The 23,812-nt window shown below is 72.2% G+C and carries 12 protein-coding genes; 5 read left to right on the top strand and 7 right to left on the bottom strand.

Annotated elements, in window-relative coordinates:
- Positions 1-42 precede the first annotated feature (42 nt).
- The 4 genes from WMF20_RS25665 to WMF20_RS25650 all read left to right on the top strand — a co-directional run bounded on the left by WMF20_RS25665 (position 43) and on the right by WMF20_RS25650 (position 6,996).
- A complete protein-coding gene (locus tag WMF20_RS25665) occupies positions 43-1,515 on the top strand; it encodes a hypothetical protein (RefSeq protein ID WP_437604592.1) in 1,473 nt (490 codons plus the stop codon).
- On the top strand, positions 1,460-2,386 hold the full coding sequence (locus WMF20_RS25660) for a hypothetical protein (RefSeq protein ID WP_437604591.1): 927 nt from the start codon (positions 1,460-1,462) through the stop codon (positions 2,384-2,386). Before WMF20_RS25665 ends, WMF20_RS25660 begins: the two co-directional genes overlap by 56 nt.
- Complete coding sequence (locus WMF20_RS25655; RefSeq protein WP_437604590.1) at positions 2,383-5,730, top strand: CHAT domain-containing protein; 3,348 nt, start codon at positions 2,383-2,385, stop codon at positions 5,728-5,730. The genes WMF20_RS25660 and WMF20_RS25655 overlap by 4 nt, the downstream gene beginning before the upstream one ends.
- A 102-nt stretch (positions 5,731-5,832) precedes the next feature.
- Positions 5,833-6,996, top strand: coding sequence for a trypsin-like peptidase domain-containing protein (locus WMF20_RS25650; protein WP_437604589.1), 1,164 nt, complete (start codon positions 5,833-5,835; stop codon positions 6,994-6,996).
- Between the two features lie 104 nt (positions 6,997-7,100).
- Here the strand turns inward: WMF20_RS25650 and WMF20_RS25645 are convergent, their stop codons facing one another.
- Genes WMF20_RS25645 through WMF20_RS25630 form a run of 4 tightly spaced genes read right to left on the bottom strand, consistent with a single transcriptional unit; the run spans position 7,101 to position 12,920 of the window.
- Positions 7,101-7,928, bottom strand: coding sequence for a hypothetical protein (locus tag WMF20_RS25645; protein ID WP_437604588.1), 828 nt, complete (start codon positions 7,926-7,928; stop codon positions 7,101-7,103).
- Positions 7,925-10,078, bottom strand: a complete 2,154-nt coding sequence (locus WMF20_RS25640; RefSeq protein WP_437604586.1) for a hypothetical protein — start codon at positions 10,076-10,078, stop codon at positions 7,925-7,927. Before WMF20_RS25640 ends, WMF20_RS25645 begins: the two co-directional genes overlap by 4 nt.
- Positions 10,069-12,198, bottom strand: coding sequence for a hypothetical protein (locus WMF20_RS25635; protein ID WP_437604585.1), 2,130 nt, complete (start codon positions 12,196-12,198; stop codon positions 10,069-10,071). Before WMF20_RS25635 ends, WMF20_RS25640 begins: the two co-directional genes overlap by 10 nt.
- The gene (locus WMF20_RS25630; RefSeq protein WP_437604583.1) at positions 12,195-12,920 is read right to left on the bottom strand and encodes a hypothetical protein; all 726 of its coding nucleotides are present in this window, start codon (positions 12,918-12,920) and stop codon (positions 12,195-12,197) included. The genes WMF20_RS25635 and WMF20_RS25630 overlap by 4 nt, the downstream gene beginning before the upstream one ends.
- A gap of 966 nt (positions 12,921-13,886) precedes the next feature.
- Here WMF20_RS25630 and WMF20_RS25625 point away from each other — a divergent pair.
- The gene (locus WMF20_RS25625) at positions 13,887-14,672 is read left to right on the top strand and encodes a hypothetical protein (RefSeq protein ID WP_129576867.1); all 786 of its coding nucleotides are present in this window, start codon (positions 13,887-13,889) and stop codon (positions 14,670-14,672) included.
- A 48-nt stretch (positions 14,673-14,720) separates the two neighbouring features.
- On the opposite strand, the gene WMF20_RS25620 is transcribed toward WMF20_RS25625, so the two are convergent.
- Genes WMF20_RS25620 through WMF20_RS25610 form a run of 3 tightly spaced genes read right to left on the bottom strand, consistent with a single transcriptional unit; the run spans position 14,721 to position 23,811 of the window.
- The gene (locus WMF20_RS25620) at positions 14,721-16,166 is read right to left on the bottom strand and encodes an NAD(P)/FAD-dependent oxidoreductase (protein ID WP_437604581.1); all 1,446 of its coding nucleotides are present in this window, start codon (positions 16,164-16,166) and stop codon (positions 14,721-14,723) included.
- Entirely contained in the window at positions 16,163-19,933 is a 3,771-nt protein-coding gene (locus WMF20_RS25615) for a serine/threonine-protein kinase (protein ID WP_437604579.1), read from the bottom strand. The genes WMF20_RS25620 and WMF20_RS25615 overlap by 4 nt, the downstream gene beginning before the upstream one ends.
- Entirely contained in the window at positions 19,930-23,811 is a 3,882-nt protein-coding gene (locus tag WMF20_RS25610; protein WP_437604578.1) for an NAD(P)-binding protein, read from the bottom strand. Before WMF20_RS25610 ends, WMF20_RS25615 begins: the two co-directional genes overlap by 4 nt.
- Position 23,812: the final 1 nt, after the last annotated feature.

The following is a 23,812-nucleotide window of genomic DNA, read 5'->3' as shown; positions in this document are numbered from 1 at the left end:
GACGATCATGGCGCGCCACAGCTTCTGCCAGGCACCGCGAGCATGGGAATCCTCGAGATCGAGCAGATCAAGGCCGTCCATACCGCGCTTGTATCGGCCGGCCGCATCGACCGCGATGCCCTGTGCAGCGGCATCAATGCCGAGATCGTCAACGCGCTGACGCGATCCAATGAGCCCATTGCGCAGCTGCTCATGGATCTGCAGGCGCTCAACACCCAGGGGCGGCAGAAGAACGGGAACAAGGACGGCGACTACCCCCTCGCCATCTATCTGAGCAACGCCCTCATGCTCACGCTGGCGATCCCGCAGGCGCAGGCGATCCTCGCAGGCGCTATCGAGCGCTGCAATCAGGCTGCGTTCCTTCCCCGTCCGCCAGGGGACACCGACGCACCGGACATTCCGGTCGCCCCGCACCTCCCGGTCGCCCCGGACACGACCGGCCCCGCCGAGCCCCCGAAGCGCCGCCGCCTCGAGCGACACGCGCCCGCGGCGCTGGCGATCCTCGCCCTCGTCGCCGGTATCGGCGGCCGGGTCGCCAGGGCCCCGCCCCGGCCCGTGATCGACGTCGAGATCACCGCGGACACCGAGGCTCGGTGGCCGGCGCAGCCCAATCAACCGAAGTTCTCGGACTACCCGGTTCCCCTCGAGCGCGTGGCCGAGGTGCTCGACCGGCTCTCGGCCGGCAGCCCGCGCGCCGTCGCGCTGGCCATCGAGCTCGGATCCGACGGGCGGCGCCAGGAGGAGATCGATGCCCTGTCCCAGGCCATCGCCCGGGCGCGCGATCGGGCGGTGCGCGTCATCGTCCCGCAGGGCGCCGCGCGCGCGCTCGTCGACGCGGCCGGCGGCGCAGTCGGCGAGCACGCGCTCCTCCTCGGCTCGATCCTGCTGGGGCAGACGCTCACGGGCGTGCCGACGGGCGACCCGGCGCCGCTCTCCCTCCAGCTCGTCGCGGCGGAGCCGCCCGCCTTCGCGACCGAGGCCGTGCTCCCGCTGAACGAGGGGCAGTGCGGCAACACGGTGCAGTCCGTCGACGCGGGCCTGATCGCGGCGGACGGCGACGCGCGCCTCCGGGAGGCGTACGTCGTCCTCGGTGGCTCGATCGCCGAGTGGCGGCAGCAGCAGGAGCAGGGGCGCGTGCACCTCTACGTCCCGCCGCTCGGCCGGGAGTCGATCACCACCTCGCGCGCGCACGCGATGGTGGCCGCGTGCGCGGCGGGCGGGGGCCTGCGCTGGGCGCTGCCCGCGTGGCCGTGGCTCGCGGCGGGCGTCGGCGCGCTCGCCGCCCGCGCGCGCAAGGCCAAGCGCCTCTCGGCGGCGATCCTCGTGGGCATCGGCGTCGCCGCTGTAGTCGTGACGACGAGCGCAGGTTACACTGTTCCCGTCTGGCCTCTCCTCCTCGTGGCCGCGGCGAGCGCGGCGATGCAGCGGCTGAAGGGCGGTGACGATGATGTATCGGGGGATGGGCGCGGTGGTGATGCTGCTGTCGTTCCTCACGGCCGGCTCGGCCGCCGCTGAGGTCAGCGAGCCGCGCCTGTGGCGCTGCCAGCAGCAGGTGACCGTCAACGGGGTTCCGGTCGACTGCAGCACGGTGGGGGGCGGGATCAAGCTCAAGGTCGACGACAAGGTGGAGGTCGTCCAGGGCGACGCGCTGGTCACCAGCTGGGGGGGCGAGCTCCTGCGCCTCGGCCCGGGCAAGGCGGTGCGCATCCCCCCGCGGCCCGCTCCGCCGGCTGCGCCCTCGGCCGTGCGCGCCATGCAGCAGATGTTCCAGCTGCTCTTCGGCGGCGTGCGCCAATCGGGGGTGATGAAGTCCGACAAGAAGCCCGGCGCCGCGGTCGCGGCGGCGCCGGCGCCGCCGCAGCCGAGGCTCGTCGCGCCGGCGTCGCTCGTCGTGACGGAGTGGAAGGGCACGGTCCGGTGGGAGAGCCCCACGAGCCGGCCGCTGGCGCTGCGCGCTCGATCCTTGAGCGGGGCCCTGATCGGCGCGCCCCGCCTCCTGGATCAGCCGGCCGTCGATCTGGAGTCGCTCGGGCTCGGCGACGCGCCGATCGTGGTCCTCGAGCTGCTGGTCCTCGATTCCCGCCCCGAAGGACAGCCGGCCTACCTGTCGCTGCCCGTGGGCGCCGCGCTCCGTCAGCCCGGGCGCCCGGTGCGCGCGGTCGTGACGACCGCGCTGCGGCGCGTTCCGGCGGCGGAGCGCGCGCGCGAGCAGCAGGCGCTGGAGGCGGAGCTGGCCTCGCTGACACCGCTCGAGCAGGCCGCTCGGCTGCTCGCGGCGGGGGAGCTCTGCCGCGCGCGCAGGGCGGCGGAGGCGGCGGTGCCCGAGGGGCTGCCCGAGCCGTGGCAGCGCTCGCTCTCGGGCGTGCGGGTGCAGGTCGCGCCATGAACCGGGCGCCTCCCGCGAAGGCGCTCGCCGGCCTGCTCATGGCCGGCGCGCTCGGCGCATGTTCGGCACCGCAGCCCGCCGCGCCCGCAGCGCCCGCGGCGTCCACAGCGCCCGCGGTCGACGCCGGGCGCGCCTGGGAGAGCTTCTGGACGGCGATCGGCGACGGCTTCGTGCCCGAGCTGCCCCTCGCCGACCTGCCGGCCGCGAAGAGCGCGTCCGAGGCGCTCGGCCGGGCCGAGCCCGGGGGATGGCGCAGCGGGCTGGCCACGGCGCAGCTCGAGCTGCTCGGCGGGTCGCTCTCCGCCGCGCGGGCCGCCGTGGAGAGGGCCGCCTCCCGGTGCGGGCAGGACGCCGGGTGCGCCGCGGCGACGGCGGTGCTGCGCGCGCTCGTGATCACCGAGCAGCACACGACCTTCGAGCGGGTGGTGCACCTCGACGCGCTGCGGAGCAAAGGGCTCGACGTCGACGTCGAGGGGCTCGGCAAAGGCGCCCGCGCGGCCCTGCCCCGCGTCCCCGCGCCGCTGCGCCGCGCCGCGTGGGCCTGGCATGCGGCCTCGAGGGTCCGCTTCATCCGCGCCGGCTTCCGCTCGCTGCACTACTTCATCACGCCGGGCGACGCGGACCGCTTCGACGCGGAGGCCGCGAGGCAGCTCGACGTGGTCGGGGACGATCCCGTGGTGCGCGTGCTGCGCTGGTCGCTGAACCCGGCCGAGCCGCCGCCCGAAACGGAGGGCAGGCTGCGCGCGGCGGCGGCGCTGCTCCGCGCCGAGTGGCTGCTCGCGCCCAACGGAGGGGTGATGAGCGCCGACGTCCACGTGCTCGGCGGTCCCCCCGACAGGATCACCTGGTACACGGAGGGCTTGCCCCCGCCGCTGGAGCGGGCGCCGAGCGCCGAGGAGATCGCCGCGGCGCGCGCGCTGCTCGCCGACGACGCGGCCTTCGGCGCCGGCACGCTGCTCGAGCCGCAGCGCGCCCTCACCCTCGCGTTCCTCGATCTCGACGAAGGCCGCACGGCCGACGCGCGCGCGCGCATCGAGCGCGCCGAGGCGCGCCTGCGCGGGCCGGGCGCGCCCGCGACGGCGGCCGGCGCCGCCGTGCTGTCCGCCGCCGCGCACCTCGTCGACGGCCGGGTAGGGCCGGCGATGACCGAGTTCCAGCGCGGGCTCGAGCTGACCGAGCGCGCCGGCGCGTTCGGCCGGAGCGTCGCGGTGCTCGGGGCGATGGCGGCGCTCGCGGAGCATGTGTTCCACCTCGGCCAGCGCTACGCGGACGGCGTCGCGCTCACGGAGAAGGCGACCGATCTGGCCATCGAGCACGGCTACCTCGATCAGGCGGTCCGCCTCGCCACGACCTCGGTGGATCTCGTGGACGCGCTGTCGCTCCCGCAGGAGCAGCTCCGCCTCGCGCCGCGGAGCCACCGCGCGCTCGACGCTGCCGTCCAGGGCTATCAGCGGTACGGCGCCGCGCAGAAGCTCAAGGGCGGGGCCGCCGCGAGCCTCGTGGATCAATCGATCCTGTCGATCAGCTCCGTGCGGGCGGGGCTGGCTTCCCAGGAGGCTGCAGCGATGGCGCAGCTGGGCGCGCCGTGGAGCGAGGTCGAGGAGCGGCTCCAGGTGTTCTCGGAGCAGGCCGCCGCCGGCGGCCTGCTCGGCGTGGGCGGCGCTTCCAGCGCGCTCGTCGATCGCCTCCGGGTGACGCTGCGGATCTTCTCCTACGTGGCCCAGGGGGACGCGCCGGCGGCGATCGCGGCGGCGCGGGGCGATCGCGAGCTGCGCGAGCTCATCGCCGCGGCCCAGGGGTACCCGGCGGATCCGGCCGTCCTTGAGGCGCAGCTGCGCGAGCGCGAGCAGGCGCTCGCCGCCGCGACGGCGGGGCAGGGGCCGCTGGTGGGGCGTTACCTCGATGCGATGCTGCACCGGCAGGATCTCGCCTCCAGGCGGGAGCGGTACATCGGCGCGTGCGAGCGCCTCCGGAGCGCGCGCGAGGCGCGCAGGGTCCTCGACGCCTGGCGCGCGGATCCGTTCTCGTCGGCGATCGCCAGGAGCCAGCCCTACCGCGCGCAGATCCTGGAGGCGCAGGTGCTCGCCGCCGAGGGCAAGCGCGGCGAGGCCGCCGCCGCCTACGAGCGGGCGATCGGCGTGCTCCGCGCGCGGCTCGGCGAGGGGCAGCGCCGCGATCGGCACCGGGCGACCATGAGCGCGCTCGCCGAGGGCTACGGGGGGCGGGCGCGCGTGGCGCTGGAGGCTCGCGACGCCCTCACGGCGCTGGATCGCGTGGACGAGCTGCGCTGGCTGCGCGACGAGCAGGAGGGCGGGAGCGGGCGCCCGCTCGCGCCGCCCCCGCTCGAGCTCGACCGGATCGCGCAGAAGCTCGGGGGCGAGGCGGCCGTGGTCATGCTCGCGGACGTGGGGATCCCGGGCTCGGTCCAGGGCTTCGTGTGGTCGCGCAGGGGCGGCCTCCGCACGCGCGCGTTCCCCGCGGCGGCGAGCGGCATGGGGCTGAGCCGCGCGCTGGAGCTGGTGTCCAGCGGAGGCGCGCCGGAGGGGCCGGCCCGGTCGCTCGCCGAGTGGCTCGGCCGCGAGACCCGGCGCGATCGTCCGCTCGTCCTGGCCGTGCCGGCGAACCAGCGCGCCGCGGGGCTGCACCTGCTGCCGGTGGCGGGCGAGCCCTTGGCGCTCCGCAATCCGCTCCTCTACGCGCCCTCGCTGCGGGCGCTGGGCGCGCTGTTCGGCCAGCAGCCGAACGCCGGCGGGGACCGCCTCGTCGTCGGGGTCCCGGTGACGGCGGACACGTCGCGGACCGCGATCGGCGAGGTGGTCCCGGTGGGCAGCGAGGCGGAGCTGCGCGCGCTCGCGGCCGAGCGCCTGCTGTGGGACCAGGACGCGACGGTGCCCGCCGTCTCTGCGGCCATGGCGCGCGCGCGGCGCATCCACGTCTCGTCGCACGGGCGGGCGAGCTGGCTCGACGCGGCCGGGACGGGGCTCGTCCTGAGCGGCGGCGAGGTCCTGAGCCCCGGCGCGGCGAGCCAGCTGTCGCTCGCGTCGCCGCTCGTGGTGCTCTCCGCGTGCATGAGCGGCCTCCAGGTGCACCCGTCCGCCTCCGGGGTCCCCGCGCTCGATCGAGCGTTCCTGTTCGCCGGGGCCCGCGCGGTGATCTCGACGCCCTGGGAGGTGCCGGCCGACGCCGCGGCCGCGTGGATGCGCGCGCTGCACGACGGCCTGGACCGCGGCCTCACGGTGATGGAGGCCGCGCGTCAGGCGTACGCGAGCACGCGGAAGGGCTTCCCGCAGGCCACGAGCTGGGGAGCGTTCTCGATCGTGGGCGCCGGGGAGGGCCCGGCGTGACGCGGCGTCGGGGGGAGCGGTTCATGTCCAGCGCCGCGGCAGGGCGCTGCCTTGCAGGCGCGGCCATGCGCGCGAACGATGCCCGAAGGTGAGCCAGGAACGATGACCTTTCACTACCTCCCGCAGCCCCGCATTCACGAGCTCTTCGCGGCGCTCACGGACGCTGGGATGGTCCGATCGAGCGTGCTCGATTCGCTGCTCGAGGGCCTGTTGCCGGCGTTCGCCAGCAGCTTGCCCGACGGCGGCCAGGCCAACGCTCGCCTCCTCACGACCTTGCAGAAGCTCAATGCGGTCGAGCGGCTCACCGACGGCTCGGTGCCGTTCTCCGTGTGGCTCCAGAATGCGGCCTCGCTCGCGGTCGCGCATCCGAAGGCGGCGGCGGTCCTGCATCGAGCGCTCGCGGACGTCAGCGCGCGCGCGGCCGGCGCGGCGCCGGCGCCCGGGTTCCGCGACGCGCTGCCGGGCAAGGAGGAGCGCATCGTCCACCAGGACGACATGCTCCCGTTCGCGTTCCTCCGGGGCGGCGTGGAGGCCGGGCGGGCGGTGGCGCGGATCGTGGTCACGCGGTACGAGGGCGGCCAGCCGGCGCTCGACGCGGCGGGGGAGCTGCGCCGCTACCGTGGCACGGGCTGGTTGCTCACGCGGAGCCTGCTCATCACGAATCACCACGTGATCCTCGCGCGCTTGGCCGAAGAGCCGCCCGCGTCGATCGGAGATCTCGAGCTCCAGGCCAGGAGCGTCGTGGCGGAGTTCGACTACGACGAGCGAGACGCGGTCCCTTCGGCGGCGAGGGTCGCCAGGCTGGAGGCGTTCTCGCCGTCCACGGGCCCGCTCGATTATGCGATCCTCCGCCTCGAGGCGCCGGTCGACCGCAGGCCGTTGCGGGTCTCGCGGGCGCCGTTCGTGCTCCCGGCGGATCCTGGCCAGTACCCGGCGGTGAACATCATCCAGCACCCGGAGGGCGCGCCGAAGCGCGTCGCGTGCCGCAACAACCTCGTGACCCGCGTCCAGGGCACGGATCTCTGGTACTTCACCGACACGATGGCTGGCTCCTCCGGCTCGCCGGTGTTCGATGACAGGTGGCAGGTCGTCGCGCTCCACAAGAAGTGGGACCATGTCGATGACGTCATGTACCAGGGCAAGACCACGGCGTGGGCGAACGTGGGCACGTTGATGTCGGCCGTGCTCGAGGCTCTCGGGAAGAGCGGGCGGCAGGAGGACCGGGGGCTGCTGGACGAGATCGTGCGAGACAACCAGGGCGGGTAGCGCTCCTCAGCGGCCTGTGCGGAGACGCCGGGACGCTCGCACCGCGCGATCCCCGCTGAGCGGCGTTCACGTACCCGAAGGGCCCTTCTGCGCTCCGCCGCGACTCAGCCGCCGCGGCCCCCCGCCTCGCCGCTGCCGTCGGCTCCGGCCCCACTGCCGCCGGCTCCCTTCTCGCTGCCGCCGGCTCCCTTCTCGCCGCCGCCGCCGCCTGCTCCGCCGCCGCCCCCGCCAGCGCCCGTCAGGCCGGTGACCGCTGCGCACTCCGGGAGCGAAGCGCAATCGGCGCAGCCGCAGCCCTCCCGGGAGACCACGCAGAGGCCATCGTCGTCGCACTGCTGCGGGTCGCTGCAGACAGGGTCGTCAAGGCACTTGTCGCAGTAGCACGGATCGCTCACCGTACAGTACGACACCGAGGAGCATCGAGAGCATCTCGGCGAGCCCAGGCACTCGATGCAGCCGCACTGATCGTCGTCGCCGCAGATCCCGTCTGTCGGCTGCCCGCAGCCGGAGAATGCGTCTTCGCACTCCGGCCGAGCCTTGCAGTCCTCGCACCGGCAACCCTCGAGGAACGCATCGCAGACGCCATCGTCCGTGCAGTTCGATCGGCTCGGATCGGAGCAGTCGACGTGCTGATGACAATCCGCGCACGTGCACGCGTCCTCCAGCCCGCAGACGAGATCGTCGCTGCACTGGAACGGCGTGCACCACGCCGTCACGGCGCAGTCCCTGCACGCGCAGGTCTCGCCGGCGAGCCGATCGCAGATGCCGTCCGGAGACGATTCGCAGGATGTGTCCGCGACGCCTCCGCTCGACCCGGCCGCGGGCTCGTCTTCCTCCGGCAGAGCGCCGCCGCCGGGGCAGCCCAGCGCGGTCGCCGCGAGCGCGAGCGGCAGGAAGATCGTGGCAGCGACGCGCCACCTGCTCGAACTCATAACGCGATCCTCAGGCCGAGCTCCAGCTGCACGGGCAAGCTCGCGGTCGTGCTCCAGGTCGGAGCGCCCCTGAAATCGGTGGAAAAGGTATAATTCAGATCTCGATAGATGAAGCGCTGGCCGAGCTCGACCGACGTCCGTCGTGTGAAGAGATACCGGCCGGCGAGCCCCCACGTGAGCGCCGGCTGTGGAGCTCCGGCGCGCCGGAAGTCATCGCTCCAGATCGGCGCGCTCACCGCGAGCCCCGCCGACCCGCCGAGGTGGACTTTGGGCCACGCGATCCAGAAGAACCCGGCTTCCAGCATGGAGCGCGAGAAGAGCACGTCCTCGCTGTGCGGCGCGGCGGCGAGCTCGCCTGGAGCACGCAGGGGATAATAGAGGTGGCTCCCGAGCATGAAGCTCGCCCGCAGCTCGATCTGAACCGCCGTCCCGCGAGGGCGCAACCCGACGACGCCGCGCACGAAGCCGAACCAATCGAGCTCCCACTCGTCGCCGGCCGGGAACGCGGGGTTGCGGCGCGCGAGGTCGGCGATGCCTCCGAGCGCGATGTCGCGCAGAAATATGATCTCCTGACTCTCCGGGTGCGGGAACTCGATCACCCCCTCCGTCACCTTGACCTCGTCGTCGTGGTAGGCTCGCTCGCCGACGATGCGAAACGAGAACACGTCTCCGCAGCTCACGCCGGGGATCCAGAGCCGCGCGGCGCTGTCGGGCTCGGGGCGGACGTAATGCTCGGTCCCCGTCGGCCCGCGCACCACGAGCCACTCGATGCCAGCGGCGCGTCGATGGAGCAGCCGATTCACCTCCTCGCTGGTTCCCCAGCGACGCAGGCTGACATCCACGCGGCGGTCCGCCGCGCTGACGAAGCCGGAGAGCAGCTGGTTCCCGTAGGCCAGCGTGTCTTCCCAGGCCTCATCGCTCTTCGGCCGAGCGAAGCGCAAGCGCGCCGGCATCGAGAACTGCGGTTCGTACCGGGCCGCCCGCCCTCCGGCGCCGGGCCGCTGCGCGCGGCGTGTCTTCCCTGTCTCCACGGAGCCGCACACGTAGTCGCAGACGTCAGGAGCGCTCCCGTTTGGAGCGGACCTGCAGGCGAGCCCGGTCGAGACGACCGTGACCGCGGGGCAGCTCACGGTCTTGGGGTAGAGGCAGTCGCGCTTCCACGAGAACCGGACCATCGTGTGCTTGAGCTCGACGGCCGGCGGCGGCTCGAAGTCGATCCACGTCCCCGTGTAGCGAGCGCTGGTCGCCCCTCGGTCGTCGCTCGCGACCACCACGACGCGCTTCGTGGTCCGCTCCGCGACGTAGGGGATGCGCATCTTGAACTGCCGCGACGTGTCGAGGTGGACGTCGCAGGAGAACGGCTCGCGGCCGGTCTCCAGGTGCGCCCTGGCGCTCACCTCGCGCGTCCCCGGCGGCAGCACGATTTCGTGGGTGCGGCACCGCGGGATCAGCGGGAGGCGCATGATGCCCCTGACGCTCGGCGCGGCCTCGCCGAGCGCGATCTTCGCCGAATCGGTCTCCATCGGCCGATAGCTGCTCTCGGCGTAGTGGCCTCCGATGACGGCGCCGACCAGATCGATCGTCTTCGCCTTCGAGATCACCGAGCGGACGCTCAGCGTCACGACGTTGCCGTCGAGGCGCGGTTGATCGATGGGGCTCAGGTTCGCCGAGGCGGTCCCGCCGTCGTACCGCACCTCGCGCAGGTGGATCACCGCCACGCGCCAGGGCTGCTTCGTCTCGCGCGTGTTCTTGGCGCACACCAGCCTGTGGTGGTCGGTGTCGCGAGGGATGCTGATCTTCGGCTCGCACGGCCCACGCTCGTCGAGGCAGCTGACGCCGATCGCCTCGCCCCCCTTCGGTCCGCGCTGGTCCGGCTCGCCGGTCCGACTTCGTATTTCCGGCTCCGGGACGCTCAGCGAGATCTGCGAATCCCTGTTCCTGTCGAGGGTGATGCCCTCTCGCGCGACGGAGATGACGCACACGTGGCTCGGAAAGTCTCCCGGGTCTCCCTCGAGGTTGAGCGCGATGCGAAACCCCGTACCGGGGCCCTTGTTGTCCTGAGCGCTCGCGGAGCGCTCCAGCGCGAGCCCGAAGAGCAGCGCGAGCGCAGCGCAGCGGCACACGATCAGACAAAGTCGGATCACCTGCATTCGAAGCACCTGCCGCCAGCGCACTCCCGCGCGTAGGCGTGGTCAGAGGAAACATGGATAGGCACCGGCTGCGGGCACCTGGCGCAGTCGACAGGCGACCACCCCGGCATCGTGAAGCAGCGCCGAGGGCCGCCGGGCCGGTCCTCCTCGATCAGGGTCGCGGCCTCGAGATCGGCCCGCAGCGGCTGCTCGCGCTGCGCGGCGCGTCCGGTGCCGGCGAAAGAGAGCTCCCCCGCTGGCACACACGCCCATGCGTGCGTGGTCTTGGCCCCGACGTCGATGAGCGCGGCGCGCGCGCCGGCGACGTATACCTTCTCGTACCGGGTCGCCTTGAAGCGGGCGCGCAGGAGCACGAGCATGACGTCGGTGCCGCCGGACGTGGGACAGTCCACGGACAACACGTCATCGATCCTGAACCCCACGATCTCCGTGCCAGCGGGGAGGGTGAGGCGCAGCCCCGGCTCGGGCCGATCGGACGTGACCCGGACGCGCGCGCCTCCGCCGGCCCAGGAGAGGGTGAGCCCGAGCTCCGAGCCCTCACCCGCGCTCCGGGGCTGATGGTCATCAGGGACGGTCGCCTGGCAACGGACTCCATGGCTCTCGGTCGAGAGCTCGCGGATCCCGCGGCCCAGGAGCCTGGCGCGCGCCGTGTTGATCTCCGGGATCGAACCGGCGTCCCTGCACGTGACGGGCAGCGCGCCGGGGAGCTTCACCCGCTTGTCCAGGAACACCTGCGACGGCAGCGGCCACGCGCGGCGCGCGAGCGCGTCCACCTCGACGACGAGCGGCTCTCTGCACGCCTCCGGCACGCAGAGCCGCACGTCGTCCACGTCGGAGCTCTCGAATCTGGACGCGAACGCGCGGTCGTCGCACGCGAGATCGACCCGACGCACGCCTGGAATGCTCACCGGCGGTGGAAGGACGAGGCTGGCCTTGAGGCCCGCATGGCAGGTCAACGTCGCGTCCTGACCGCGCTCACGGAGGCGCCACTGGGCGATGCCCGGGAACGGCTTGGGCATGAGCTCCACGGCGCGCTGCGGATCGAGGGTGCTCCAGTCGAAGCGCTGATCCTCGCGCGGCGCGCACGCGCCGTCGAGCGTCAGCGGGAGCGGCGCCCCCGTCGCCTGTCCCTCCGGCGCGCGCCGCCCCCACGCTCCTTCGCAGCGAACGCCGACCCGCCGGGCGTCGAGCCCGAGGAGGCCGCGCCATGCGCCCTCCGCCTTGCAAGCCGCGTCGGCTTCGCGGCACGCAGGCGCGCTCTGGCACAGCGGATCGCTCAGGCAGAACATGCCCGTTCCGTCGGCGAGCCTGGGTGGCTCGCCCACGCCGAGCAGGCCGCCGAAGCGCACCGCGTGCTTGCGGCCCTTCACCTCGCCGTCCACGAGCTTGGCTTCGGCCTCGGTCGCGTTGTCGATCCGCGTGATCGCGGCGGGCGGACCGACGGCGGCGACGAGCGCGATGGCCGCGTTCATGGGGACGGGGAAGCGCAGCAGGGGCACGGCAGAGCCCGCGCCGTCCTCGTGCTTCACCGCGGCCACCAGCTTGGCGAGCGCCCGCACGAGCTGGTCGAGGATCGGGACCCCCCCGGCGCCCGTGATGAGGCTGATCACGGCGAGGATCCACGGCTCTGCGTCGGCGAAGGCCGGGAGCGACAGGGGCCGCAGCAGCTCCAGCCGCCAGCGGATGCATGCGAAGCTCAGGAGCGCCGTGGCGATGTAAACGAGCCATCGATACGTCGCGGAGACTACGTGCAGCTCATGCAGCGAGCGCTCCGTCGCTCCGCTGCCGCGATGCGCGGTGATCGTGAGCGTCACCCGCGCTATCTTCAGAGCGCGGAGGGGAGCTGCCGGGGGCTTGTAATTATAGCAGAGCAGCGCGTCGTCGCCCTCCCCGCCCTTGTCGTGCTTCGGTCGCTCGAGCGAGCCCCGGTCCTTCGTGCAGCGATCGACCACGTGCCCGGTGTCGGCATCGACAGGCGCGGCGTGGTACTCGATGTCCACCCTCACCGTGTCCTCGGCGAGGCCGCCGATCTTGACCTGCGGCTTCCATTCGGCGCCTTGGATGGCGAGCCACCGCCCCGCGGCCGCTTGTTTCCCCTGGAAGAAGAAGAGCGCGTTCATTCGCCTCCCTCCGCTCGGCTGCACGTCCTGCCGCAGGCGCCGAGGTACTGTCGATCGCTCGTGTGGATGCACGTCGCGAGCGGCTCCGGACACGACTTCGTCGGCGTTCCGTTGAAGCAGTCCCGCGCCGTCACGCAGCGCGCGACGCACTCTCCTCCATGGCACACGCCAAAGCTCGATCGCCCCGGACCGGGCAGATAGCAGGACGAGCCGTCCGATAGCCGCGGGTCGCCTCCGCTGCAGGCGGAGATCAGGTCCGGGTAGTCCGATGGATGCTCGGGAGGGACGGGCGCGATCCGGGTGGCGCCGATGATCCCGACGTCATCGTACGCCCAGCATCCGACGCCGAGGAGCGTCAGCTGCTGGCTCCGGGGGGCCTCGAGGCCGTTCTCCCGGCCAGCCGGCGGCGCGCACGACTCCCGGGAGCGGGCGAGCCTGGACGGCTGCGCGCGCGCCACGAAGATCTGGTCCGGCGAGTCGAAGATGCTGACGTCGGAGAGCGCGCATTGCTCCCAGTTGGCGATGGCGCCCAGCGGGTCGCCGCTCACGCCCTCGCCCGACGGCACGACCTCGGGCGCGCAGCCGAACAGCGCGCAGGCGACCACACGGGCGCCCTCGGGCGCGCGCCAGGAGAACGCGGCGGGGCGGGTGTCCTCCACGTGCGAGAGCGCGAACTCGGGGACGGCATATCCATGGATCAGGGAGCGCTCGTTGGGTTGCACGACGCGGCACGACCTCCGCGCGCGCTGATCGGGATCGGCTGCGACGCACGCCGCGAGAGGGCCTTTCAGCTGCACGGACGGCCCCGGATGCGCGTCGACGCAGATCGCGCCGGCGGGGCACTCCGCGTCGGATTCGCATCCCTGAAGGCGCACGCAGTGCGTGACGGGATCGCTGATCGAGCACGGGCAGTCGCACTCCCCTGCGTCGAGCCCGCCGCTCCGCGCCTGGCACCCGAGCGAGGCGCCCCCCCACGCCAGCGCGCTCGATGTGAGCGCGGCGATGGCTACCCGCGATCGCAGGACAGCCCACCTCCCAACGTTCGGAGTTGTGCGTCGGGCCGTGGGGGAAGAGGACCCCTCCGTGTCCCGTGGAGTGCTTGAGATCATCGGGCTTCTCGTGAGCCGCTCGCCGGTGCCAGGAAGAACCCCAGGTCCGTCCCGGCGTGCGCGGACGATGGCGCCAGCGTTTGAAGCAAGCGCTGCACCAGGAGGGGACGGCCGCCTGCGGAGGCGGTGACGAGGCGGCGGGATCGAGCCGGCTTCCGGGTCGGCCGGCGAAGCGCCGCCGGCGCGCGCGGGGCCTCTCCGTCGAGGCCCGGCGCACGCTCGCTGGAGCGATGGCCGCGACGCGACAGTCCACTGCATTGGACCGGCTGTCCACTCCAGTGGACACCCCACGGCGCCTCGAGCGCTGGGCGGCGGCGTCGCTCGCGCCGGGGCTCGACGGCATAATGCTGGGCTCGCGCCCGGGGCGCTGGCCTGCGGCGGCCGCGCGGAGCCCGCGCCCACGCCTGGCACGCCAGCTGCTGAGCACGCCGAGCGAGGTGGACAGGTCGCCGCCCCCTCCTCTGCGGGCTGTCACGCCGGCGCGGGATCGCCCGGCGTCCGCCGGAGGGGGCATCGACGGTTCTGGGCGGCCGCACCCGCAACAGCAGTGCACCCGGTCACGCCAGGGAGGAAGAAACCATGTTCATGCACTTCACGATTCACGGGATCAAGGCGCACAGGGTCCAGGATCACCCCTTTGATCCGCTCAACACGAGCGTCGAGCTCTACCAGACGTGGCACCTGTCGAACATCGACCCGCTCGTCCCGATCGCCGACAAGCCGGCCTCGAGCTTCACGCGGCTCGGCTTCAGCACGCGCGGCGGGCCGGATGACGGCGTGAGCTTCCGGGAGAAAGAGGCGAGGACCGTGGTCGATCCGCAGATCATCTTCGGCCTGCCCGACGATGTCTTCGTGAGCGGCAAGAAGACCCGCTTCGTCATCGACTACCATCACTGGGAGTCGGACGGCTCGACGGCGAAGGTCCGTGCCGCCTTCTCGAACGGCACGCTGGCGTTCCTCCTGAAGGTGTGGAAGGAGTCGCACGGCGACCAGGCCGCTTCGCGCGCCCGGCTCGAGGGGTGGCTCAAGGACAACTGGCAGCAGGTGCTCAAGGGGGCGATCGCGGCCGCGGGCATGGCCTCGTCGCCGTGGGTGGCCGTGGGGACGAGCATCCTGCCGGTCGTCGAGCTCCTCGTCGACGTCGCGAGGAACAACAGCGACGATTACATCGATATGCACCGCTTCGTCGTCGAGCTGAGCGGCGAGGGCGCGCCCGGCCAGATGAAGTGGCGCGTGATCCCGCCCTCGGGCGCGACGCCCGACTGGGTCGCCGGGCAGGGCAAGCAGGAGCTCGTCGTGCGCGCGGAGGACGGCGGCGGCGACAATCTGTTCGATGTCCGGTACGTCTTCCGGATGATCGACTAGCCCCTCCAGGCGCCGGCGCGCGAGCCCAGCCCCGCGCGCCTCGGGGGCTCAGCGCCCCCCGAGCGACACCCCTCGAAGCGCGGCGAGCCCGAGCTTCTTCTGCTTCGCATGGACCTCTCTCGCCCACCCGTACAGCCACGCCCCGTCCTCCCGGATCGCGCGGGCCAGCGACGCCTGGAACCCGAGGAGCGCGGCCCCGCCGGCGAGCCAGCCCGAGGCGCCGCCGGGCGCAGAGGCGCCGAGCGCCTCGCGCCAGAAGCCGGGCCCGTGCGCCAGCGTGCGTACGAACATCTCGGGGGTGATCCCCTCCCGCGCCGCGATCACGCCGCCGAGGATCCCCCCCGTCACCTGCGCGTAGCGCGCGTCCTTCTGGGCGGTGAGGCTCATCGTCCGGAACATGGCGAGCCACACCGGAAGCAGGTGCCGGTTGCGGATCATGGTGACCGCGAGATCGCTGATCCCGAGATCCGGGTCGAAATGCGCGCGGAAGTCGGCCTCGTAGCGCGCGAGGAAATCCCTCCCGAAGCGCCCCTCCCGGAACGCCGCGCGGACGGTGCGCGCCGCCACGTGCGCGCTCGAGAGCGCGAGCGGGATCCCCTCTCCATTGATGGGATCCACGAAGCAGCCTGCCTCCCCGATCAGGAGCCCGCGCTCGAAGTGGTTCCTCGTCGCGCCGCCGTAGCTCCGGATGGGCCACCCGCGCTGGGGCCCGATCTCCACGCGCGCGCCCTTCGAGCTCGCCAGGTGGTGGACCAGCCTCGTGAGCTTCGCGTAGAAGTCGCCCAGCTTGAGGCCGCTCCTCACGAGCGGCTCGCTCACCATCCCGACGCCGATGTTGCAGAGCCCCGGACGCACGGGGAACACCCAGCCGTACCCGGGGAAATACTTCTCGTCGAAGTACATCAGCGTATGATCGAGGGTCAGGTCGCGCGCGTACGCGCGGATGGAAGCGAGGGTGTAGCGGGGGTCGTTCATCCGCAGGCCCGCCGCGTTCGCGACCGCGCTCGTCGCCCCGTCCGCCCCGACGAGGAGCCGGCCCTCGATGCGGCACGCCTTGCCCTCGCGCGTCGCGCTCACGAGGACCCCGCGCGCCGTCGCCTCGAACCCCGTCACCCGGCACGACTCCCGGGCCTCCGCGCCCGCCCGGATCGCTCGCCGGAACAGGAGGTCGTCGAGCTCCTTGCGCGGGATGGCGTGCCCGTGCGCCGGCAGGCCGGCGACGCGCGGCAACACCCCGGAGACCAGGTGATCCCGGTTCAGGTAAAGCCGCGATTTGCGGATCGGGAGGCAGTCGAGCCGCCGGATCGCCTCCCCGCAGCCGAGCGCCTCGAGACGCGCGAGGCCCCTCGGGCTGACGTAATCTCCACACGGCTTGTCCCGGGGGAAGCGGGCGGCGTCGCAGAGGAGCACCGCATACCCCTCGGAGGCCAGCTCGATCGCGAGCGCGCTCCCCGCGGGCCCGGCGCCGGCGATGACCACGTCATAGACCGTCACGCGACCCCCGGGCCGCCGAACGCCCGCTCGACCCCGGGGGCGATCGCCCTCGCCAGCGGCGTCATGTCGGGGACGCCTTCCGACGACATCCAGGCCCCCGCCTCGTCGATGTGGCGGGCGCCCTCCCGGCCGCCGGCGACCCTGCCGAGCGCCCAGCGGGCCACCTCCCGGTGAATGGCCATCTTCGCCGCCGTGTACCCCGCGAGCGCCGAGCGCAGGTGAGCCTGCGCCTGGCCCCTCCGCCCCTCCGTCGCGGCGAGGCCCGCGAGGAGCAGCGACGCGTGCGGGCGCGACGCGGGCACCGTGGCCCGGCCGATCGCCCGGACGAGCTCCTTCACTCGGCGGAGCAGCGCCCTCCGCGCCGACCCGCCGCTCTGCCCCGCGAGCGCGAGCGCCGCCCGCGCCCGGGTCCACCGCAGCTCCATCGCGGGCAGCTCCATCCGCAGGAACAGGCCGTCGCGCAGCTCGGGCCAGTCCCCCTCGATCCGCGCGACGGCCGATCTCGGATCGCCCACGTAGAGGTCGAGCGCCACGCCGGAGAAGACCCGGTGATACGCGTGCATCTGGTAGAACCCCGACTTCCAGGTCTCCACCACTTTGCGCAGATCGGTGGCCACCTCGTCCACCCGCCCGGCCGCGAGCCGCCCGACGCCGTGGAACCCGCCCCGGTAATTGTTGGCCGCGAACAGATCGCCGCGCGCCTCGGCCTCGCGGATCGCGGCGGGGATCCGCGCGACCAGCTCGCCGACGCGGCCAGCCTGGCCGAGCGCCTGCAAGCTGAACACGATCGCCACCGCGGCCTCGTACTCGGCCCCCCGGCACTCCGCGCGAAACTGCACCGCGGCGGCGTCGCAGAGCCTCGCCGCCCGGTCCCAGTCGCCGTGGAAGAAGGCCGAAGAGCCGGCGCCGAGCAGGTAGAAGGCCCGCTCGTAGGGGGCGGCGCCGCCCTCGAGGGCGCGCTCGTTGCGCCGCACGAGGTCCCGCGACCTCGCGCGCAGGAAGCCGCCGCCGATGAGCGCCGCGAAGGCCGCCTCGTAGCCGAGCGACCGCGCGATGTGGGCGGAGTCTCCCTCGCGCAGCGCTTCGAGGAAATGCAGGAGGCCGACCCCGTCCGCGCGGACCGGGTCCATCATCGACAGCGCCGTCGTGGCGGCCCACAGGTCGTCGAGCCGGCGCCGGGTGCCCGGGGCGATCGCGCCGGGCGGCCGCGCCTCGAAGTCGAAGCCCCTGAGGTACAGCCGCAGCCGCTTCCCGGCCGACACAAGGAGCGCGCCGTTGCCCGACGTCGGCAGCCGCACGCGCGATTCCCCGAGGAACGCCTCCATGAGCCGCAGGCCCTCGTCGAAGCGCCCCGCTTTCAGGTACTGCTCGCCCGCCCGCCGCCGGTAGAGCCCTCTCCGCTCGATCTCGCGCGGAGACTCCTCGGCGACCGCGCGGGCCGCGCGCTCGAACGCGGGGGCCGCGTCCGTGCTCCGTCCGGCGTTGGCCAGCGCCTCGGCGAGCAGGGCGTGGAGGTCGGCGCAGGGCGCCTCTCCGGCGGTGTGCTCCAGCGCGACGCGGTAGAGGCGCGCCGCCTGCTCGAAGGCCAGCGCGGCCTCGGCGCGCCGCGCCGCGGTCATCGCGTGGCGGCGGGTCCGGGGCCGGTCGCCGGCGGCCAGCGCGTGGGCCATGAGCTGCTCCGCGTCGTCGGAGCCCGCGGCCTCCATCGCCGACACGAGCGCGGCGTGGTGCCGGGCGCTCACCTCCTTGGGCAGCGCGCCCGCGACGAACTCCCGCAGCCGATCGTGGTAGATCTGGAGCGTCTCCTCTTCGCCCGCGCCCGCCCACCGGAGGAGGCGGAGCAGGCACAGGTCCCGGAGCCGCCGCCGGTCCCGGCTCCCCGCCGCCTCGAGCAGCACCGCGGCGCGCTGGGCGGCCCCGGAGAGCGCCGCGACCTCGACCAGCGCGCGGTCCTCGTCCGAGAGCGCCTGGAGGCGCTCGTGCAGGAGCGACGTCGCCGTCGTCGTGAGCCCCCGGGCGCCCTCCGCGGTCCGGGCTGCCGCCGCGAAGTGCGCCAGCTCGGCGACCAGGTAGGGCACGCCGCCGGCTTCCTCCACGATCTCGAGGACGGCCTCCGCGCCGGCGCCTGCGCGGGCGGTGATCGCGCGCGCGAGGGCGACGGCCGAGCCCGCGCCGAGGGGCGCGAGCTCGATCTCGACCGATTTTCCCCTGGATCGGGCCATGGAGAGGGCCTCTAGCAGCGCCGGTTGAGGCGTCTCGCCGGCCGGGCGGCGCGACAGGACGAGCGCGACGTGGGGCGGATCCTCGCCGCCGAAGACGCTCTCCACGAGGGCGACGCTGTCGGCGTCCGCCCACTGCGCGTCGTCGACCCAGAGGACCACGGGCTGCCGCGCGGCCGCGTGCGCGAGGACGACCCGGAGCGCGGCGAACCCGGACTGGCGCAGGGCGCGCGGGTCGCCGCGGGCCGCGCCGGACCACGCCTTCGCGTCGACGACGGGCACCCGCCGGAGCTCGGGGAAGAGCAGCGCCAGCGCCTCCGCGCCCTCGGCGGGGCAGAGGGCCGCGGCCGAGGCCTCGTCGAGGCCGACCCAGTACCGGGCCAGATCGTCGATCGCCGCGTCGAACGCCTTGTACGGGATCGACTCGTACGGGTGGCACCGCGCCTCCAGCACGAGCGGCGTGGCCGGGCCGGCGCCCTCCAGATCGCGCAGGAACCGCCGGACGAGCACGGTCTTTCCCATGCCCGAGGGCCCCACGACGTCCACGGTGACGAGCTGGCCTTGCTGGGCCGCGGCGAAGGCGTCGCGCAGGGCGCCGAGCTCCGCCTCGCGGGCCACGAAGTCGAGCTCGGCCTCCGCCGCGAGCGGGAGCCGGCTGGCGCGGGCGCGGGGCGCCTCGGCGTCCTCGCGCGGGGCGGCGTGCTCGCGCAGGGCGGCCAGCGCCTCCGGGGCGGGCATGCGCCGGCCTGGGTCCGGCTCCAGCAGGCCGAGCACGAGCCGATCGACCGCGGGCGGGACCGAGGGCGCGAGCCTCGACGGCGGGTCGGGCAGGCGATGCTTCGCGTCGATCTCCTCGGAGGGGTCGTCTCCGAACGGGAGCCGGCCCGCGAGGGCCTCGTAGAGGACCAGGCCCACGCTGTACCAGTCCGAGGCGGGGAGCGGCTTCGGGTCCCAGTACTGCTCGGGCGCGAGGTAGGGCAGGGTGCCGAGCACGACGCCGCGGGCCGTGTCGAGCAGCCGCGCGCGGGAGACGGGGGTGGCCATGCCGAAGTCGAGGAGGGTCACGTGTCCTTCCTCGCTGACGAGCACGTTGGTGGGCTTCACGTCGCGGTGCGATTTGCCGGAGGCGTGGACGGTCGCGAGCGCCTCGGCGAGCTGGAGCCCTGCCTGGCAGATCCCGCGGATCGCGGCGGCCTGCTGCTCCTCGGGCGCCTTCGGGTCGAGGCCGAGCCGGTCGGTGAAGGGGAGCCCGCCCGGGACGACTTCCATCGTGAAGAAGCACCGCTCGCCCTCGATGTGGAGCTCGTGGAGGCGGACCAGGTTGGGGTGGACGATGTCGCGCAGGGCCCTGTATTCCGCCTTGAGCCACTGCCGTCCTTCGGGCGTGGTGTCGAGGAGGGTCTTGAGGGCGACCTCCTGGTCCCACCGCCGGTCGAGCACGCGGTAGACGATCCCGAAGGCGCCCGAGCCGAGGACTTCCCGGACGACGTAGCGCCCTCCGGCGTCGAACGGCCCGCCGACGGGCGCGGAGACGCGCGCGGCGTTCACGGCGCCTGCTTCCCGGGGCCGGCCTTGACGGCGCCGAGCAAGGAGAGGAGCTTTTGCAGGTTCGGCGGGTCGCCGCCGAGCGAGCCCGCGAGGTCCTTGCCGGCGCGGACGATCTCCATGAGCCCGTTGAGGCTGCCGGCGAGGTCGTTGGCGTCCGCGCCCCAGTCGTTCTTGAGGGTGGCCCCGAGCGCGGCGAGGAGCGACTGGCCGGGGCTCGGGTCGGGGTGCGCGACGTCGGCGATCTTGTCGAACTGGAGGATGTCGGCGATGTGCGGCTTGCCTGCGCGGAACAGCATCTCGTCGACGCGCTTGAAGAAGGCGAGATCGTCGAGCTCGTGCTCCTCGATGTCCCAGATGTCGCAGTAGTCGCCGGTGATGCCGGCCCTCTCGAGATCCTCCGATCTGTGTGTGGAGGCCATGTGATCGAGGATGGCGTTGACGGCGTGCCGCGCCGACTCGTTGGCGGCTTCCATCGTGTTCATGCGGGTGAACGTGCGCATGTACGAGCCGCAGAACACGACCTTGTCCTCGTGGACGCGGTAGCCGCCGTGGGGAGCTTGCCAGAGCCCGGTGCCGTCCGTCCGTTCGCCGTTCCCGAGCTTGCTCCTGCCGGGCACCCACGGCATGCAGCGCGGCCGGTTGTCCCAGTCTCCGACTCTGTTGATCAGGAACGGGGTGCGGTTGGCGCGCAGCGCGCTGCCCGCGAACACGAGGTTCGAGTCCAGATGGTAGTAGAGCGGCTCCGGGAGCGGAAGGTTCGTCACCGGCGCGGCCGCGCCGCGGATCGTCCGCAGACTATCCTTGATCTGGCGCCAGACCTCTCTCTGGATCTCGTCGGGGGAGGAATCCATGAGGCTCTTTCCCGTGAACGAGGAGCGCCGGCAGCAGCTCCCGATGTCCACCGACAGGACGCCACGGATGCGCGGGGTGATGGCGTCGAAATGCTTCCCTACCCAGAACTGCGACTGCGACACGGCGGAGAGGCCCCACTCGGTGTCCGGAAAATAGACGTGTCCGCGTACGAGCTTGAAGTCCTGATCGAAGTAATACTGGACTCCCGTGAACGTCTGGAGCCGATCGCCGGGCGCGTCTCCGTACCGCTGCCCGGGCAGGCGCGGTGTCGTCACGCGTACCGCCTGCGGGAACTGCTGTGCGCTCTCGCTGGTGAGCCGCACGTCTTCCGCAGGGCGCGCCCAGCGGCGGAGGACAGTCTCGAGGATCTTCACCTCGTGCGGGCCGACCCTGCGGTCGAACCAGAAATGGAGGCGCAGCTCCGGTACGCCCTCCGGCTCTTGCACGGTCTGGCCGGTCGAATACGTCGCCGAGCGGAACACGGATCGTTCCCGTTGCTCGAGCGATTCATCGTCCTCGGCTGCCTGGACTCGGCGGAGGAGGTTCCGCAGCTTGTCGTCGGCCTCCTGCAGAGAGAGAGGGCTCGTGTAGGTGACCGCGAGCTCGTAGCGTCCCAGCCCGGCAGGCAGCTGGGTCGTGATGTAGCTGGTGAACCCTCGAAGCTCCCGGGGTACGCCGTCGTGCGGGAGGGTGCTCATCTCGCTGGAGTTCCACCATCGAGTTACCCGCTCGGCCGCGACGGCGTCGAGCGCGACGACGTGGTAGTCGGCGTCCGGGAGAGCTAGGCGCTGCCCTCGGACCAGCACCTCCAGCTTTTTCCCGGTGCCCGTGATGCTCAGGAGCTCACCCTGATGGAACTTGACATCGAGATTCTCCTCCAGGTGCTTGCGCCACGGGATGAGCCAGGCGTGGCTCGTCGGGCCCGAGAGGATGCAGTCCGTGTACTGTCCGCCGAGCACCTGATCGAGGAGGAGCTGCAAGTACACGTTGGCCTGGGTGCGCGCATCGCAGTGCTCCGCATCCATGGCGACCAGCGCCTGTGGTGCGGCTCGGATCGCCTGGATGAACGGCTCGGAGTAGAAGCCTTTCTGATCTGCGCCGAGAAACGTGAACAGGGATATCCCCTCGTACTCTTTCTCCCTCCTGGCGCTGCACGTCATCAGATAGCGGACGAGCTTGAAGAAGAAGCGCGTGAGGTCCCGCCGGCTGAACCCGAGCCCCTGCGTGAGGCGCATGTACTCCGTCCGGAAGGCCTCCAGGCTGCGCGGGCGCTCGCGGCTGAGCGGGACCAAGCCCTTGCGCGCGGCGAACACCTGGCGGAAGGTGGGCTCGAGCTGATTGAACGCCGTGGGGCGGAGTCCGGGCCCTGGCACCGCGATGGGTGTACGCTTCATGGTATCGAAAACGTGCCGGTAGAAGCTGGGGAATAGACGATACCCGTGCTCTCCCGGAACCAGCGTGCCGCGAGCTCTTTTTGCGCTCGTTCTGCGAGCTGTTTTTGCGTCTTGTCTGCGAGCTCCTTTGGTGTCTGCCTCGCAAGATCCTTGTGTCTCTGCCCTGCGAGCGTCTTGTGCATTGTGCTCGTGCAGGGCGTCCCATTGCGTCCGAGCCATGCCACCCACCTGAGGGGTTAGCTCGTCTCGGTCGAATCCCTTCCCCGCAGGTCCCCGCGGATCGGGCGACGAAGCTTCGATGACGTGGACCTGGAAGTTGCGCTCTGCGAGCTCGTGGGCTGCCGTGAGACCCGCGATCCCAGCCCCATAGACCAGCACGACAGTGCGATCGCCTCGGTCTGCCTTGTCGCTCGGCTTCGGAAACGTCCAGTCCTCCTGGATATTTTGATTGCACCAGCGCGCGAGGCGCTCGGGTGCCTCCTTCTTGTTCGGAAATAAGAACGAGCTCCACCAAACGCGCTCTATCGACGAGCGTTTGCTGAAATCGTGCTTTCTGTTCGGCTTCTTGGGCTTTTGGCCGAATGTGCTCCGATGAATGGTCGACGTACGTTCCTGCTCTTCCGGGTCCTCCAGGCAAGCATTGATAAATAGAATCAGCTCCTGTTCGAGAATGTCCGCCGACCTCGCGTCCATTTCGGCGTCCTGCTTGCCGACGTCGGCGCGCCGGGGCGCTCCCAGCGCGTAACGGGCCGCGTTGAGAAACTTGCAGACGCGATCCGGATCGTAGAACCAGGGCGACCCTTCCACGGGATGTATGCAGGGAATTAGGCTGTTGTCGGCGGTCTGGAACAACGCCAGGCACCAGGCCACGAGATCTGTTCCCCCCTTCTTGCCCAGGAGCTCTACTATGGAGTCGAGGATGGATCTCGGCTTTTGAAGGAGGTGCCAGTAAGGGCTCGGCCGGTCAACCGACGAATAAAAGGCGGAGTCCAGCAGGCGTTCGAGCTCGCGGCGAGCTGGCACCTTCCGTTCCTGTTCCTCCTCCTTGGCCGCCGTCAAGTGAGCGCCATTGGTCACGCGCGTCTTATCGAGGTTCGATTGGTACACGGATGCTCCCATGTCCCCAGCGAGCCGTCGATCCGCGAGGAGCTCGAGCAGCGCAGCGTCGTAGAACGCGAGCACCTCTCTGGGAATGGCCGCGTGCCATGCGCGGAGCTGCTCTGCGACGGCCGCCGGCCAGAGGTTCCTGGCCGCGGGCGCAGCCTTGTGCCGCGGTGCCGCGTACTTGCACTGGCAGAGCAACAAATACATGAGCTGCTGCCGTACGAAACGCTTCACGGAGTCCTGCGCTCGGTTAGCTGTCCGCGCAAGGTCGAGCGCCTGCACGCCGTGATGGGAGCCGTCTCCATCATGCGCGCTATTGTGCCAGCTCGACTGGCTGCCATAGTCGAGCAGCTCGCCAGAGGTTGGCTCTTTAGGTTCGAATTCCTCGAGCCTACGCAGGATGATACCCTGCCAGTCTTCGCGGTGACAAACGTCAGACAGAGGCTTGTATGGCTTGCGATCTGGAGTTGGAAGCGCCTTGGTTCGCGCGCAGAACTCCAGGAACTCGGACCGCTTGTGAAGTTCCACG

Source organism: Sorangium sp. So ce834, from assembly GCF_051521425.1.
In the GTDB taxonomy this organism is placed as follows: domain Bacteria; phylum Myxococcota_A; class Polyangia; order Polyangiales; family Polyangiaceae; genus Sorangium; species Sorangium cellulosum_D.
Note: the sequence above shows the minus strand (reverse complement) of the source record. Positions and strands in the feature narration are given on the sequence as shown.

What these genes read in the sequence shown, in the direction of transcription:
- WMF20_RS25635 (WP_437604585.1), bottom strand. Translation starts at nt 12,198, where the DNA reads ATGAACGCGCTCTTCTTCTTCCAGGGGAAACAAGCGGCCGCGGGGCGG.
- WMF20_RS25640 (WP_437604586.1), bottom strand. Translation starts at nt 10,078, where the DNA reads ATGCAGGTGATCCGACTTTGTCTGATCGTGTGCCGCTGCGCTGCGCTC.
- WMF20_RS25660 (WP_437604591.1), top strand. Translation starts at nt 1,460, where the DNA reads ATGGGCGCGGTGGTGATGCTGCTGTCGTTCCTCACGGCCGGCTCGGCC.
- WMF20_RS25665 (WP_437604592.1), top strand. Translation starts at nt 43, where the DNA reads ATGGGAATCCTCGAGATCGAGCAGATCAAGGCCGTCCATACCGCGCTT.
- WMF20_RS25650 (WP_437604589.1), top strand. Translation starts at nt 5,833, where the DNA reads ATGACCTTTCACTACCTCCCGCAGCCCCGCATTCACGAGCTCTTCGCG.
- WMF20_RS25655 (WP_437604590.1), top strand. Translation starts at nt 2,383, where the DNA reads ATGAACCGGGCGCCTCCCGCGAAGGCGCTCGCCGGCCTGCTCATGGCC.
- WMF20_RS25625 (WP_129576867.1), top strand. Translation starts at nt 13,887, where the DNA reads ATGTTCATGCACTTCACGATTCACGGGATCAAGGCGCACAGGGTCCAG.
- WMF20_RS25645 (WP_437604588.1), bottom strand. Translation starts at nt 7,928, where the DNA reads ATGAGTTCGAGCAGGTGGCGCGTCGCTGCCACGATCTTCCTGCCGCTC.